This window comes from Microbacterium imperiale, assembly GCF_017876655.1.
GTDB classification, from domain to species: domain Bacteria; phylum Actinomycetota; class Actinomycetes; order Actinomycetales; family Microbacteriaceae; genus Microbacterium; species Microbacterium imperiale.
In genome coordinates this window covers 1,708,351-1,721,011 of sequence record NZ_JAGIOK010000001.1, presented here as the reverse complement: position 1 = coordinate 1,721,011, position 12,661 = coordinate 1,708,351, and the positions used below count along the sequence as shown (strand labels likewise).

Annotated in this window: 16 protein-coding genes, 1 tRNA gene and 1 pseudogene; 12 read left to right on the top strand and 6 right to left on the bottom strand. The window is 67.3% G+C overall.

Annotation, left to right across the window (positions count from 1 at the left end; translation table 11 throughout):
- Positions 1 to 76 precede the first annotated feature (76 nt).
- Complete coding sequence (locus tag JOF37_RS08450; RefSeq protein WP_210006415.1) at positions 77 to 844, bottom strand: SDR family oxidoreductase; 768 nt, start codon at positions 842 to 844, stop codon at positions 77 to 79.
- A gap of 100 nt (positions 845 to 944) precedes the next feature.
- On the opposite strand from JOF37_RS08450, the gene JOF37_RS08445 reads away from it, so the two are divergent.
- Positions 945 to 1,796: a helix-turn-helix transcriptional regulator gene (locus JOF37_RS08445; protein ID WP_210006414.1), complete on the top strand. Its 852-nt coding sequence runs from the start codon at positions 945 to 947 to the stop codon at positions 1,794 to 1,796.
- On the opposite strand, the gene JOF37_RS08440 is transcribed toward JOF37_RS08445, so the two are convergent.
- Positions 1,702 to 3,213, bottom strand: a complete 1,512-nt coding sequence (locus tag JOF37_RS08440; RefSeq protein ID WP_210006413.1) for an MFS transporter — start codon at positions 3,211 to 3,213, stop codon at positions 1,702 to 1,704. The genes JOF37_RS08445 and JOF37_RS08440 overlap by 95 nt on opposite strands.
- A 71-nt stretch (positions 3,214 to 3,284) precedes the next feature.
- On the opposite strand from JOF37_RS08440, the gene JOF37_RS08435 reads away from it, so the two are divergent.
- From JOF37_RS08435 to JOF37_RS08410, 6 genes are all read left to right on the top strand, one after another.
- Positions 3,285 to 3,375, top strand: a tRNA-Ser gene (locus JOF37_RS08435).
- Positions 3,376 to 3,530: 155 nt separating this feature from the next.
- Entirely contained in the window at positions 3,531 to 4,448 is a 918-nt protein-coding gene (locus tag JOF37_RS08430) for a hypothetical protein (RefSeq protein ID WP_245338125.1), read from the top strand.
- A gap of 23 nt (positions 4,449 to 4,471) precedes the next feature.
- A complete protein-coding gene (locus JOF37_RS08425; RefSeq protein ID WP_307803454.1) occupies positions 4,472 to 5,428 on the top strand; it encodes a M23 family metallopeptidase in 957 nt (318 codons plus the stop codon).
- 22 nt (positions 5,429 to 5,450) lie between these two features.
- On the top strand, positions 5,451 to 5,837 hold the full coding sequence (locus JOF37_RS08420; protein WP_210006411.1) for a single-stranded DNA-binding protein: 387 nt from the start codon (positions 5,451 to 5,453) through the stop codon (positions 5,835 to 5,837).
- A 24-nt stretch (positions 5,838 to 5,861) separates the two neighbouring features.
- Positions 5,862 to 6,161 (top strand): hypothetical protein, encoded by a 300-nt coding sequence (locus JOF37_RS08415; protein WP_162815384.1) that lies wholly within the window; start codon positions 5,862 to 5,864, stop codon positions 6,159 to 6,161.
- A 119-nt stretch (positions 6,162 to 6,280) separates the two neighbouring features.
- Entirely contained in the window at positions 6,281 to 6,688 is a 408-nt protein-coding gene (locus JOF37_RS08410) for a thermonuclease family protein (RefSeq protein WP_271175006.1), read from the top strand.
- Positions 6,689 to 6,700: 12 nt separating this feature from the next.
- Here JOF37_RS08410 and JOF37_RS08405 read toward each other — a convergent pair whose 3' ends face one another.
- Entirely contained in the window at positions 6,701 to 6,988 is a 288-nt protein-coding gene (locus tag JOF37_RS08405; protein WP_114587654.1) for a hypothetical protein, read from the bottom strand.
- An 86-nt stretch (positions 6,989 to 7,074) separates the two neighbouring features.
- Here JOF37_RS08405 and JOF37_RS08400 point away from each other — a divergent pair, with 86 nt between their 5' ends.
- Positions 7,075 to 7,437 carry a hypothetical protein gene (locus tag JOF37_RS08400; protein ID WP_307803453.1) on the top strand — a complete coding sequence of 121 codons (363 nt, stop codon included), beginning with the start codon at positions 7,075 to 7,077 and terminating at the stop codon, positions 7,435 to 7,437.
- 24 nt (positions 7,438 to 7,461) lie between these two features.
- On the opposite strand, the gene JOF37_RS15775 is transcribed toward JOF37_RS08400, so the two are convergent.
- The 3 genes from JOF37_RS15775 to JOF37_RS08385 are packed head-to-tail and all read right to left on the bottom strand — an operon-like array spanning position 7,462 to position 8,590.
- Positions 7,462 to 7,662: a hypothetical protein gene (locus JOF37_RS15775; protein ID WP_307803452.1), complete on the bottom strand. Its 201-nt coding sequence runs from the start codon at positions 7,660 to 7,662 to the stop codon at positions 7,462 to 7,464.
- Positions 7,659 to 8,267 (bottom strand): cadmium resistance transporter, encoded by a 609-nt coding sequence (locus JOF37_RS08390; protein ID WP_210006410.1) that lies wholly within the window; start codon positions 8,265 to 8,267, stop codon positions 7,659 to 7,661. The genes JOF37_RS15775 and JOF37_RS08390 overlap by 4 nt, the downstream gene beginning before the upstream one ends.
- The gene (locus JOF37_RS08385) at positions 8,264 to 8,590 is read right to left on the bottom strand and encodes an ArsR/SmtB family transcription factor (RefSeq protein ID WP_210007729.1); all 327 of its coding nucleotides are present in this window, start codon (positions 8,588 to 8,590) and stop codon (positions 8,264 to 8,266) included. The genes JOF37_RS08390 and JOF37_RS08385 overlap by 4 nt, the downstream gene beginning before the upstream one ends.
- A 119-nt stretch (positions 8,591 to 8,709) precedes the next feature.
- Between JOF37_RS08385 and JOF37_RS08380 the strand changes: the two are divergent.
- From JOF37_RS08380 to JOF37_RS08365, 4 genes and pseudogenes are all read left to right on the top strand, one after another.
- Positions 8,710 to 9,012 (top strand): annotated as a pseudogene (locus JOF37_RS08380) (Dyp-type peroxidase); the annotation flags it as partial.
- A 354-nt stretch (positions 9,013 to 9,366) separates the two neighbouring features.
- Positions 9,367 to 11,247, top strand: a complete 1,881-nt coding sequence (gene phoA / locus JOF37_RS08375) for an alkaline phosphatase (protein ID WP_210006408.1) — start codon at positions 9,367 to 9,369, stop codon at positions 11,245 to 11,247.
- 208 nt (positions 11,248 to 11,455) lie between these two features.
- Positions 11,456 to 11,902, top strand: coding sequence for a hypothetical protein (locus JOF37_RS08370; RefSeq protein WP_162815388.1), 447 nt, complete (start codon positions 11,456 to 11,458; stop codon positions 11,900 to 11,902).
- A gap of 88 nt (positions 11,903 to 11,990) precedes the next feature.
- Positions 11,991 to 12,659 carry a DsbA family protein gene (locus tag JOF37_RS08365; protein WP_114587702.1) on the top strand — a complete coding sequence of 223 codons (669 nt, stop codon included), beginning with the start codon at positions 11,991 to 11,993 and terminating at the stop codon, positions 12,657 to 12,659.
- Positions 12,660 to 12,661: the final 2 nt, after the last annotated feature.

Genomic DNA, 12,661 nt, shown 5'->3' with positions numbered 1-12,661 from the left:
GGCAGCGCTTATGTGTCACCAGAGCACAGGCTGAGCGTGCGCCGGAAGCGGCCGGCGCACGCTCGGAGCCCGGTCCTCAGCGCTGACCGTGCGGGTCGGTGGCGTTGACCATGCGCACGACCTCGTCGTAGTCGCCGCGCGCCTCGCCGTGGCGCAGGAACCGCACCCGATCGACGAGCACCTCGCGCACATCCGGCTCGCGCTCGAGGATGCCCATCACCTCGGCGACGAACGCCTCGAGAGGGAGTGCCTGCGGGTTCTCGGCATGGCCGGGCAGCAGGTCGGTCTGCACCGCCGGGGGAACGAGCTCGACGATGCCGACCGACGTGCCCTCGTACTGCAGGCGCAGCGACTCGCTCAGCATGTGGATCGCGGCCTTCGTCGCGTTGTAGCTCGGGGTCACGCGCAGCGGTGTGAACGCGAGCCCCGACGAGACGGTGACGATGGTGGCGTCGGGGCAGGTCAGCAGGTGCTCGATGAAGGCCCCGATGAGACGGATCGGTCCGAGCAGGTTCGTCTCGACGGTGCGCTCCGCGCTCGCCAGGAACCCGGCCGGGCTCGTCCAGTCCTCCGCCGCCATGATGCCCGCCATCGCCACCACCGTGTCGAGGTCGGGGTGCCGCGCGATCACCTCGTCGGCGGCGCGTTGGACGGATGCCGCGTCCGCGACGTCGATGACGACGCCGTCGATCGCCGGGTGCGATCGGCGCAGCTCGTCGATCAGCTCGGTGCGGCGTCCGCCGACGATGACGGTGTTGCCGCGCTCGGCGAATGCGAGGGCGAGGGCGCGGCCGATGCCGCTCGTGGCTCCGGGGATGAAGATGGTGCGATCGGTGATGTTCATGCGACGACTCTCGTCGCGGCATCCGATCCGCTCCAGGCAGCGCTCATCGGGGGATCGGCGGTCCCTGGTTCGGGCGCCGCGCCCCGGCCATGATGGTGGCGTGGACAGACCCGCTCTCGCCAGCTTCCTGCGCGCTCGCCGCGAGCGCCTGCGCCCGGAGGACGTGGGCCTGCCCGGGGGCGTGCGCCGGCGGGTGGCAGGTCTGCGGCGGGAAGAGGTCGCGCAGCTGGCGCTCATGAGCGTCGACTACTACACCCGGCTCGAGCAGGAGCGCGGGCCGCAGCCAAGCCCGCAGATGCTCGCATCGCTGACGCGGGCGCTGCGGCTCTCACGCGCCGAGCGCGACCACCTGCACCGCCTGGCCGGGCACGCGCCGCCCGAACTCTCAGGATCGGCGGACCACGTCGCGCCGGCGCTGCAGCGCGTGCTCGACCGCCTGAGCGACATCCCCGCGCTCGTGATCTCGGAGCTCGACGAGACCCTCGCGCAGAACGACCTCGCACGTGCGCTCTTCGGTCCCCGCGAGTCGCTCACCGGACCCGAGCGCAGCGGTGCGTGGTGCTGGTTCATGCGTCCCGAGACCGATCGGGCGGTGTATCCGGCGTCGGACCACGATCGTCAGAGCCGCGCGATCGTCGCGAATCTGCGCGCGGTCGCGGGGCGGAGCGGGCCGGCGTCACGCGCGGCGCGGCTGGTCGCCGACCTGCATGCGGGCAGCGAAGAGTTCGCCCGGCTGTGGGATCTCGAAGAGGTCGCCGAGCGCTTCGCCGATCACAAGGTGCTGCTGCATCCCGCCGTAGGCGAGATCGAGGTGGACTGCCAGGTGCTGTTCACCGAGGACCGCTCGCAGGCGCTGCTCACCCTGACCCCGCAGCCCGGCAGCCCCGGCGCCGAGAAGCTGCGGATGCTGGCGGTGCTGGGCCCGCTCGCCGCGGAGCGCCGTCCGGGTTGACGCGCGCTGCCGTGCCTGGTGGGCGCCGTGAGCAGGGTCGGGTCAGGGCGCCGATGCGGGCTCGGGGGGGGCGACGGATGCCGGCGAACGCGATGAGTCCGCCCAGCGCCATCAGTGCCGCGGTGACGATGGCCGCGCGGTGGAACCCCGCCAGATCGAGGCTGCCGCCGACGATCGGGGCGAGGAAAGCGATGACCACGAGTCCCGCGACGCGGGCGACGGCGTTGTTGACCGCCGAGGCGATGCCCGAGCGGTCGGCGTCGATCGCGCCGAGGATCGTCGCGGTCAGCGGCGACACGGTCGCGGCCAGCCCCAGACCGAACACGAGCAGCCCGGGCAGCACCTGCCACCAGTAGTCGAAGTCCTCACCCACGAGCAGCAGCATCAGCGCGCCGCCCGCCATGACGAGCGGCCCGACGGTCATGAACAGGCGCCCGCCGAGGCGCTCGGCGAGAGAACCGGCCCACGGACTCAGCGCGATGAGCAGAACCGTCGTCGGCAGGGATGCGAGTCCCGCCAGCGTGGCGCTGAGCCCGGCGCCCTCTTGCAGGTAGACGCCGACGACGAAGCCGTTGAGCGACAGTGCCGCGTACACGAACAGGGTGCTGAGGTTGCCGGTCCAGTAGTTGCGCGCCCGGAACAGGTCGAGCGGCAGGATCGGATGCCGTGCCGTCCGCTGCCGCAGCAGGAAGGCCGCGAACAGCGCGGCGCCCGCGGTCAGCGGCATCCAGATCGCGGGGGAGGTCCAGCCGAGGTTGGGTTGCTCGATGAGCGCGAAGACCATGCCGCCCAGGCCCGCCGTGCACATCGCGGCGCCGAGGACGTCGATGCCCGCGTCGGCCCGCCGTTCGTCGCGCACGGGCAGCCGCGCGACGAGCCACAGCGTCACGGCGACCGGGATCACGTTGATGAGGAAGGCGTACCGCCACGACAGCAGATCGACGAAGATACCGCCGAGCAGCGGACCCACGAGGGTCGCGCCTGTCGTGAACGCGGTCCACAGGCCGATGGCGCGGGACCGCTCGTGCCCCTGCAGCAGCGACGTGATGAGTGCGAGGGAGCTCGGCACCAGGAACGCGCCCGCCGCGCCTTGAACCGCGCGGGCGATGATGAGGAACAGGGGATCGCCGGCGAGGCCGACGGCGATCGAGGCGACGCCGAATCCGATGAGGCCGATGCGCAGCACGAGCAGCCGACCGAAGGTGTCGCTGACCGAACCCGCGAGCAGGATCAGCGACGACAGCGTCAGCAGGTACGCGTCGACCGTCCACTGCTGCGTCGCCAGCCCGCCGCCGAGCTCGCGCTCGATGGCCGGCAGAGCGACGTTCACGACGGTGCTGTCGAGGAACGCGACGGATGACGCGAGCGACGCGATCGCCACGATGAGTGCTGTCTGCGGGGCCGATGATCGCGTCACGAGGCCACGCTACGCCCGACCGCGGACACCGTGGTTCGCAGCATCCCCTCGGATGTCGTAAACTGGTCGGCGGTGACGTGTCCGAGCGGCCGAAGGTGCAACTCTCGAAAAGTTGTGTAGGGTAACCCCCTACCGTGGGTTCAAATCCCACCGTCACCGCCAGTGAAAACCCCCGGTTATCCGGGGGTTTTCTGCATGTGGCGGGCGGGCGTGGTGCATTTTCGGTGCAAGTCTGGGTTCATCGTTTCCACAATGCAGACTGCCGACGGCTCACCTGGCTGGCTTGTCACGGAAGCTGATCGAGGGTCAGGTCGTCGGTGGTGCTGGACACCAAGGGTGGGCTCAGGGGGGGCGAAGGCCTCGACCCGCTGATCGTCTCCCAGATCGGTTCCGCCGGCACGTACCGGCTGCTGCACGCGATCCTCCGTATCGCGCGAGACGGTGAGCGCATCGACGAATGGGAAGAGAAGGCGGCTCGATCGGCCCTCACGCGGGCTCTCATGCAGTTTGAGGGCGGTCGTGCTCCCACGATGAGCGACCTCCTGCCGCTGCTGGGCGACGTCGACGCGGAGGAGCTGAACGGCAGCGAGTCGGCCCGTGACCGGCTGCACCAGGCGGGCCTCGGCGTGCGATTCACCCTCGAAGGGCTCTTGGAGGAGTACGGCGGGCTGCTCGACGGCGACACCAGCAAAGAGGTGGCGCTGACCGGCAAGCTGACGAGCTTCGATATCTCTCAGCTCCCCGGAGAGGGCCCGTCCTCGCACGTTGTCCGCGCGATCGGCAACCAGTGGATGCTGGGCCGGCTCCGTGCCGATCCGGGCTGGCAGACGACCTGCATCAACGAGGAGGGGTGGGACATGGTTCAAGGCCCCACCGCGCACCTGTTGAAGTCGAACCAGAAGCTCTCTCGTGGCCTCGGCCTGAGCAACGTCTTCGTGTTCCACAAGGGCGCCGATATCCCCGCTGATTCTCCCGGGCGAACCGTCATCAGCGAGGCGCAGAGCATCTACATCTTCCGGCAGGACCGCCAGGAGGATGCCGACTGGGCGGTGCAGACTTTCGGATTCGATTCGTCGACGGCCGAGACGTTGCAGAACCTCGCACCCGGTCACTTCGTGTTCAAGTACGGCAGCGTCCCCGAAACGCACGTGCAGCACGTGCGTTCATCTATCGAGGTCAGCCTGACTGACACCGACGAGGGGATGCGAGGAGACGGCGACCAGGGCGCGGCATGAAGACCAAGCTGATCGCCGCTGTCGTGGCCGTCGCCGTGGCGCTCATGTTCGGGGCGATGTTCGTCCTCTCCTCCGTGCAGCGAGCCGACGCCGCCGGCATGTGCATGGCCGACACCGGCGCGCTGCCGGCGGAGGTGAATGGGTACAAGCGCGACCAGCTCACCAACGCCGCGGCGATCATTCGAGCCGGCATGGATCTCGGTATCAACCAGCACGGCCAGCTCCTCGCGGTCATGACCGCGATGGGCGAATCGTCACTGCGGAACATCACTTACGGCGATTGGGAGACCTCCGGTGTCACCAACCCCAACGGCACCCGTACGACTTCGATCGGACTGTTCCAGCAGCAGGACTCATGGGGGAGCGTTGAGGACCGGCTCAACCCCGCACGCTCCGCAGCGCTGTTCTACGACCGGTTGACCCAGGTCGACGGGTGGGAGGACATGCCTGCCACGCTCGCGATCCACAAGACCCAGGTCAACGACGACCCCGAGCATTACGCCCGATTCGAGACGGACGCGAAAGCGATCGTGACGGCGTTGACCACTGCGTGTAGCGCCGGAACGGGGGAGTGGGTTGTTCCCGCACGCGGGACGGTCACCGACACGTTCGGTACCTGCACCGTTAACCGCCCCGGCGATGAGTGCCACAAGGGCACCGACCTGGCTACCGGCTCATGCGGGAGCCCGATCTGGGCAGCCGGTGGCGGCACCGTGACCTTCGCCGGCGTGCAGCCCTACCGGGGAAACGTCGTGTGGATCGACCACGGGAACGGCATCGAGTCCGGCTACTTCCACATGGAAGACGGCAGCCTGCGGGTGGCCAAGGGCGACCAGATCGCCGCAGGAACGCAGATCGGCACGATGGGCGAGACAGGGTTCTCGTTCGGGTGCCACCTCCACTTTGAGATCCACAACAACGGCAAGCCGATCAATCCCGAGCCGTTCATGCAGAACGCCGGCGCGCCATTGCCGCGCTGACCACCAAGAGAGAGGAACCCCCATGTCCGCACGATTCGTCACCGGCCGGCTCTCCGCTGACCCCGAGGTGCAGCAGGCAGGCCGCATCCAGATCACCAAGTTCACGGTGCTCGAGAACACCTACGAGTACCGCGGCGACGAGCGAATCGAGGGGCACCAGCCCCTCGCTCACTACGTCGAGGCGAAGTTCGAGCTTGGCGCGAACGCCGCGAGCTCGCTGCGCAAGGGGCACGCGGTGATTGTCGCCGGCGTCGAACGGGATGCATCGTTCGAGGGCCGTGAAGGCACCGTGTACCGGCGCATCATCGATGCCTCCGCGATCGGCCCCGACCTCGCCCACGCGACTGCCGCCGTCGAGCCCGTCCGTCGTGCCCCTGCTACAGAAGAGCCGACGCCGGCGGGGAGCTGACCGACGATGTTCTCGCAGTCCGGCATGCCCGATATCAAGCCGCGGATCCCACCCATACCCGGGCTCATCGAAGCTGTCACTGGCTTCGCGACCGTCACCGCATGCGTTGCGTCTGTCGCAATCATCCTGGCCGCGCTGTTCGGTGCTCTCGACTACACGACCTGGGCGATTCGAGCTGGCATCACGGGGTTCACTACCGCCCTAATCACGATCCTGGCCGGCGCGACCGTCGATGAGTGGAGGCCCGCGATCGCGGTCGTTGCCAGCCTCGTTCTCGCTGTCGTCGTTGCCGTAGCGGTGACATTAAAGCGCAGCCGGGTTTGAACACGATGAGCCCGCGACGCCTGATGCTCGCTCCGATCCTGCTCGGGGTGAGCATCAGCGTCAGCGCGTGCGTGCCGCCCAGCAGTCCTAACGCAGCAAGCTCGTCGACGAGCGGTGTCGTGGTCGCAGTCGTCGACGGCGACACGATCGACGTCGACACCGGCGCCGGCGCGCAGCGGGTGCGGATCATCGGAATAGATACCCCCGAGATCGGCCGAGGTGGGAAGGCAGACGAGTGTTACGCGCAGGAGGCGCGCGAGATCCTCGACGAGCTGATCTACCGCAGCGACGTCGAGCTGATCGCGGACCCCACCCAAGCCGACGTCGACCGGTACGGCCGGCTACTGCGACACGTGCAGCACGAGGGCCACAGCGTCGCCCTGACTCTCATCGAGGCCGGCGCCGGGTATGAATACACCTACGACGCCGCTTATGACGGCCAGGACGCCCACAGGGCCGCCCAGGACGCCGCCGAGCGCGACCGCCGCGGCCTGTGGGCCGCGTGCGCGACGGGCGGCGGCAGGTGATCGCGTTCGTGCTCACCCAGCCGGCGGCTTCGCGCTGAGGGGCGTCACCGCAGATGCCCATACCCACGCGCGATGCTCGACCCCGCCTACGGAGAACCGAATAGCTACGGCATCCGGTGTCCACCGGCACGCCTCGGCGTCAACCCACACAGGTGTTGAGCCGAACCGCACCCACGCGCGAACCGGCTTCGGCTGCGGGTCGATCGTGACGGCCACCTTGTCGAGTTCCAGTTCGGCCGCGGTGAGCGATTGCAGCGGGCCGCCCTCGCGAGCTGCGCGTTCGAGGATCTTCGCGTCCATCCGGCGATCGACCGCCGGCGGTCGCGCGACGACACCGCATCGGTCGCGCGTTAGAACAGGTGATGGCGGGTGCGATGGTCCCGCTGATGATGGTGACGCTGGCGGTGGTCGTCGGATCGCAGATCGCCGCGGTCGGCTCCCAGGCGCTGACGCTGCTGCGAGTGGTGCCGCTCTACATAGCATTCGTCGTAGTCGCTGTCGCGGCAGGCCTCCTCACTGCTCGATTCGCGCAGCTCGACGTTCCCCCCACTCGTGCCGTGATGTTCTCGGCGGCCACCCGGAACTCCCTTGTCGTGCTGCCACTCGCGCTAGCCCTGCCTGCCTCGTTGAGCATCGCGCCGCTTGCCGTCGTCACTCAGACGTTGGTGGAACTCGTCGCGATGGTCGTGCTCGTACGCTTGGTGCCCCGCATTGCTCGGCAGAGCGCTCCTACAGTGACGACCGACTGACCAGTACCGGCCCGGACGGCTCGATCAGTCTTGGAGAGCGGCCTCGAATCGCACGCGCTCCTCAGTTGTCGGGTCGGCGGCGAAGTCGCGGAACAGTGCCGCGTGTGACTCTTGTGCCTCGCCCCACTGTTCCTGTGTCTCGAACAGCCGGTGGTACATGTCTTCGAACTGGCCCTGCTGCGCGGCCGCTTGGGCGGCGACGGCCAATCTGGCGACCTTGGTCATGACAGAACGTCGATGAGACGGAGGACTACGCCCGACTCGATCAGGATGTACAGGCCGAGCCCGATGAAAACGGCGGGCACGAGCCAATGCTCGATCTTCTCCAATGCCTCTGTGACGGTCTTGTTGGTGCCGACGAAGCGCGCGACGAGGCACCACACGGCGACGAGCACCAAGAAGACGATGATGGTGACGATGGTGTCCGGAACGGGGTTGGTGCGGAAGACCGGCGTGTAGAGGGAGATGTTGTCGGCGCCGTTGGCGATCGTGATGCCGGCGACTCCGAGCAGTCCTCCTGCGCTGATCGCGCTGTCGTCCTCGTCATCGTCGCCCCGGCGCCGGAGGGTTCGGATCAGACCATAGACACCAATTGCGAGTGGGATCAGGCCCAAGAACCCGACCCATTCGTTCGGGACGATGGTGAGGCCGGCGGCGGCGATGACGCTGATCGCTACGAGAGCGATGAAGCCGAGGTATTGCCCTGCAACGACTTTCCATCCTGGAAGGGAGCCGCGCGTCGACGCGAGAAACAGCACCGTGAGGACAACGATGTCGTCGATGTTCGTGGCCGCGAACAGTCCGATGGCGGCCGCGATGGTTCCGATCATCGGGCATCACGCCCGTAGGTCTGGCACAGATCGACCTTGTAGCCGGTCGTGGCGAGGAGTCGCTCGGCGGCTTCCAGGATGTCGATGACTTCCGGAGTGGAAACGGAGTAGAAGTTCTGTCGACCTTCACTGCGGGCGACGACAAGTCCGCATTCGCGGAGGCATCCCACGTGCTCCGACACGGTTGACTGCGCCAACCCGAGCTCGTCGGTGAGGTCCCTCACCCGAGCCTCACCCATCGACAGTCGCCGCAGTATCGACAAGCGACTGCGATCGGCAAGCGAGTGGAACAGCGATACAGCGGCGGTCATCTCAGTGGTCATCGTCACTCACCGATCATATCGGAGTTCGTCGATGAGATCTAAGCGTCCGGAAACGATCGTTCTTGGCATACCGTGCGCCGGTCGTTCGGAAGCGCTACCAGAAACGTGAGTCGATACCTGGGTTCCCGGTGATCCCGGAGTTCTCCCACATGCGCCGAGCCCGGTTCGAAGATGGCCGTCAACGGATCTTCCGCCGCGCATACAACTACGACATCCCACCTGGAAACGGGTCCGTGTCCGACTCGGGCCTGATTTTCGTGTCCTTCCAAGCCGACGTCGACACCCAGTTCACTCCGCTGCAGAAACGCCTCGACGAACTCGACCTCCTCAACGAGTGGACCGTCCCGATCGGTTCTGCGGTCTTCGCCATCCCACCTGGCTGCGCCGAAGGCGGATACATCGGGGACACACTTTTGAACTGAACCGGCAAACGCCGGGACGAAAAGCTGCCGCATCGCTTCTGAGGTGCAGGCAGGTGGGGCGTCACCTTTCCCTCCCGACGTCCCACGGTCGCCAGAGGTGGTGGTGCGCCGAAGGTGACCGGCCCGGGTGAGCGCGCACGGAAGTGCCGCCCACCCGGGCCACTCACACTCCGTCTTCTGTGGGTCTCACCCAGATGCTGCGTCCGACTCTTCGCCACGATCGAGTCTGCTGAGCTCGATGTTTCATCGGGTGTTCACTCACGAGCCAGCCCACGGCCCGACACGGCAGGTTTTCTGTATTGGTCCACGCGTCCCGTCCCATGCGGCGCGTTTTACTCGAGAGGCTTCCCCCGCATGAAATCGTTCATTCGCCGACGGCGCGTCATCGCTGCGTTGGGCGCCACTGTGACCATGGTTGGCTTCGTCTCGATGAGCGCGTTGCCCGCCTCAGCGATGGCTGATGACCTTACTGAGAACGGCGGAGCCACCCGCAACGACGGCGACATGACCCAGTTGCTGCGGGACTCCATTGTTGACGGCCCCGCAAAGAACGTCATCCTGCTCATCGGCGACGGGATGGGCGACAGCGAGATCACGATTGCCCGTAACTACGCTGAGGGCGCTGCAGGTGAGTTCGCTGGTATCGACGCTCTGCCGTTGACCGGCCAGTACACGACCTACGCCCTGACGGATACGGGTGCGCCGAACTATGCGCCCGAGTCGGCCTCGACCGCGAGTGCGTGGTCTACCGGCACCAAGACCGTCAACGGCCGCCTCAGCGTCGACGTCGCCAACGCGCCGCAGGCCACTCTCCTGGAGATCGCTCGCGCGAACGGAATGAAGACAGGGAACGTCTCCACCTCGGAGATCCAGGACGCCACCCCCGGCGCCCAGGTCGCGCACATCTCCGCGCGTGGTTGCTACGGTCCCAACGAGACCAGCCAGCGCTGCGCTTCCGAGGCGTTGGAGAACGGCGGCCTCGGGTCCATCAGCGAGCAGATGCTCAACGTGCGTCCCGACGTGACGCTCGGCGGCGGTTCGGCTTCCTTCGAGCAGACCGCCAAGGCCGGCCCGTGGGAGGGAAAGACCCTCTTCGAGCAGGCGGAAGCCCGCGGTTTTCAGCTGGTCGGTGACGCCGCGAGCCTCGATGCGGTCACCGTCGCCGATGCGGATCAGCCGCTGCTGGGACTCTTCACCGAAGGTAACTTCCCCGTCCGCTGGCAGGGTCCCGCGGCGACCGACCTCACCTCGGGTGGTTCCCTGCCCGCCGCAGTGGCCTGCACGGAGAACCCCGACCGTCTCGCGAGCGACCTCTCGCTCGGATCGCTGACGGAGAAGGCGATCTCCCTGCTGGACGGCGAGGACGGATTCTTCCTCCAGGTTGAGGGCGCGAGCATCGATAAGCAGGACCACGCCGCCAACGCGTGTGGGCAGATCGGCGAGACGGTCGACCTTGACGAAGCAGTGCAGGTCGCTCTCGCCTTCGCCCAGGAGCGCAAGGACACCCTCGTCGTCGTCACGGCAGACCACGCACACACCAGCCAGATCGTCGGCTCGCCGATTCCCGGCCTGAACACGCACCTGCTCACAGCAGATGGCCAGGAGATGATAGTCGCGTACGGCACCTCCGCCCAGGGCGGATCGCAGCAGCACACCGGAGCGCAGGTGCGGATCGCCGGCTACGGCCCCGGCGCTGCGAATGTGGTGGGGCTGACCGATCAAACCGACCTGTTCTTCACGGCGGCAAACGGCCTGGCCCTCGAGCGCAATCTTGCGTCGCTGTCGGCCAACGCCACGATCTCCGCGCCGGCAGAGGTGCAGCCGGGTGCCACCTTCTCGGTCACCGCGGCTGGGCTCAACGCGGACTGGCAGACCGACGCCACCTTGGCCTCTGAGCCGGTCGACCTTGGCGCGCGCGATGTTCTCAACGGCACCGTGACCTACGAAGTCACCGCGCCGATGGAGGCGGGCGCTCACTCCGTGACCCTCACCGGCGCCCAGACCGGGACGGTTCTTACCGCGCAGTTCGCCGTCACGGACGCCGCGTCGGCGAACCCGACGCCGGAGCCGCTGCCCACCGAGACCGGCGCCGCAGCAGCCGGTGGCAGCAGCAACACCAACAACCCCCTGGCCCGCACGGGCGGGGCGCTCCCGATCGGCTTCTTCGTCGCCGGCCTCCTGGCCGTCACCCTGGGCGCTCACCTGGCATCCCGCCGTCGCCGCCGCACGGTCTGATCCCTTCGCGATGCCGGGAACCTCATTGGGAGGTTCCCGGCATCGTCGTATCCGGGTGCGTGCCCCCGGCTACGCCCCGGATCTTGCCCGCGATCTGGAGCTCTCCCGCACCAACGTCTCCAACCGCCTCCGCCGCCGTCGTTCGCACGCGCCGCTTCCGGCGCATACACCGCAACTGACATTCACGCGCGCGGGTAAGCTGTAAGAGATGGTCTCCTCGGCCCGGACTCCGCGATCCGTGATGCTGAGTGAGCGTCTGCTGATAATGCGTTTCATTACCAGTGTCGGTTTGGCATTGCTTCTGATGATGGGGATCGCGGCGGCTAGCCATCTTGAAGGTAAAGGAACCGCGCCGGTTCCCCTAGTGATCAGTGCTTTGGTGGATCCGCACATCGACCCCGCCGCGCCGGACTCGGAGGTCTCGGTGATTGCCGAGGTAACGCTCCAACCTGACGCGCTGGCAGGAGTCGCTCTGTGTGTTCTGGGCGTACTGTGTGGCCTCGTCTTTTTGGTGCTGGCGAGGTTGATGTGGCGCTCCCGTCCTCCTTCTGTGCCTGAGTGGCAGCCGCTTCACGCTTTGTCGCTTCTTGCTTCTCCTGCTCGCCCGCGTGTGAGCGCTCTGTCTCTTCCTCAGTTGGGTCTTTCCCGAACCTGAAATCCGGCACGCCGCCTGTCTGGGCGGCGCTCGTCCCGGGCTGTGCCCGGGTTCTGTCCTGTGCCGTGTGAAGTGTTCGGAGTACCCGATGAAAACCCCTGTCAAAGCGACGTTGATCGCCGTCGCGGTCGCCGCCCTGCTGGTGCTAGCCGCAATCATCTATGCCCTCGTCAACCGGAGTCCGGCCGCACCGCCGGAGGGAGGCGCCGGCCCGGGGACCCTGTCAGTGGTCCGGGAGAGCTCCCACGTCCTCGACGACGGCGGCCCGGAGGCGGTGACCGTGGTGGAATTTCTCGACTTCGAGTGCGAGGCGTGTGGCGCGTTCTACCCGATCGTCGAAGACCTGAGGGGACAGTACGCGGGGGAAATCACATACGTGGTCCGCTACTTCCCGCTGCCCGGGCACTTCAACTCGAAGAACGCGGCGATCGCGGCAGAGGCCGCTGCAGGTCAGGACCGTTTCGAGGACATGTATCACCGGCTTTTCGAGACGCAGGCGGAGTGGGGCGAGGCACAAGAGTCCCGCGCTGATCTGTTCCGCAGCTTCGCCGAAGAACTCGGGCTGGATATGGCAGCGTATGATGCCGCGGTCGCAGACCCGGCCACGGCAGAGCGAGTGGAGCTGGACTTCAACGAGGGCCGCGCGCTCGGGGTGGGCAGCACGCCAACTTTCTTCGTCGACGGCGAGTTGCAGGAGCTGCAGGAGTGGGGTGACCTGGAAGCCGCGATCCAGGCCGCGGTGAACGGCGAATCCTGATG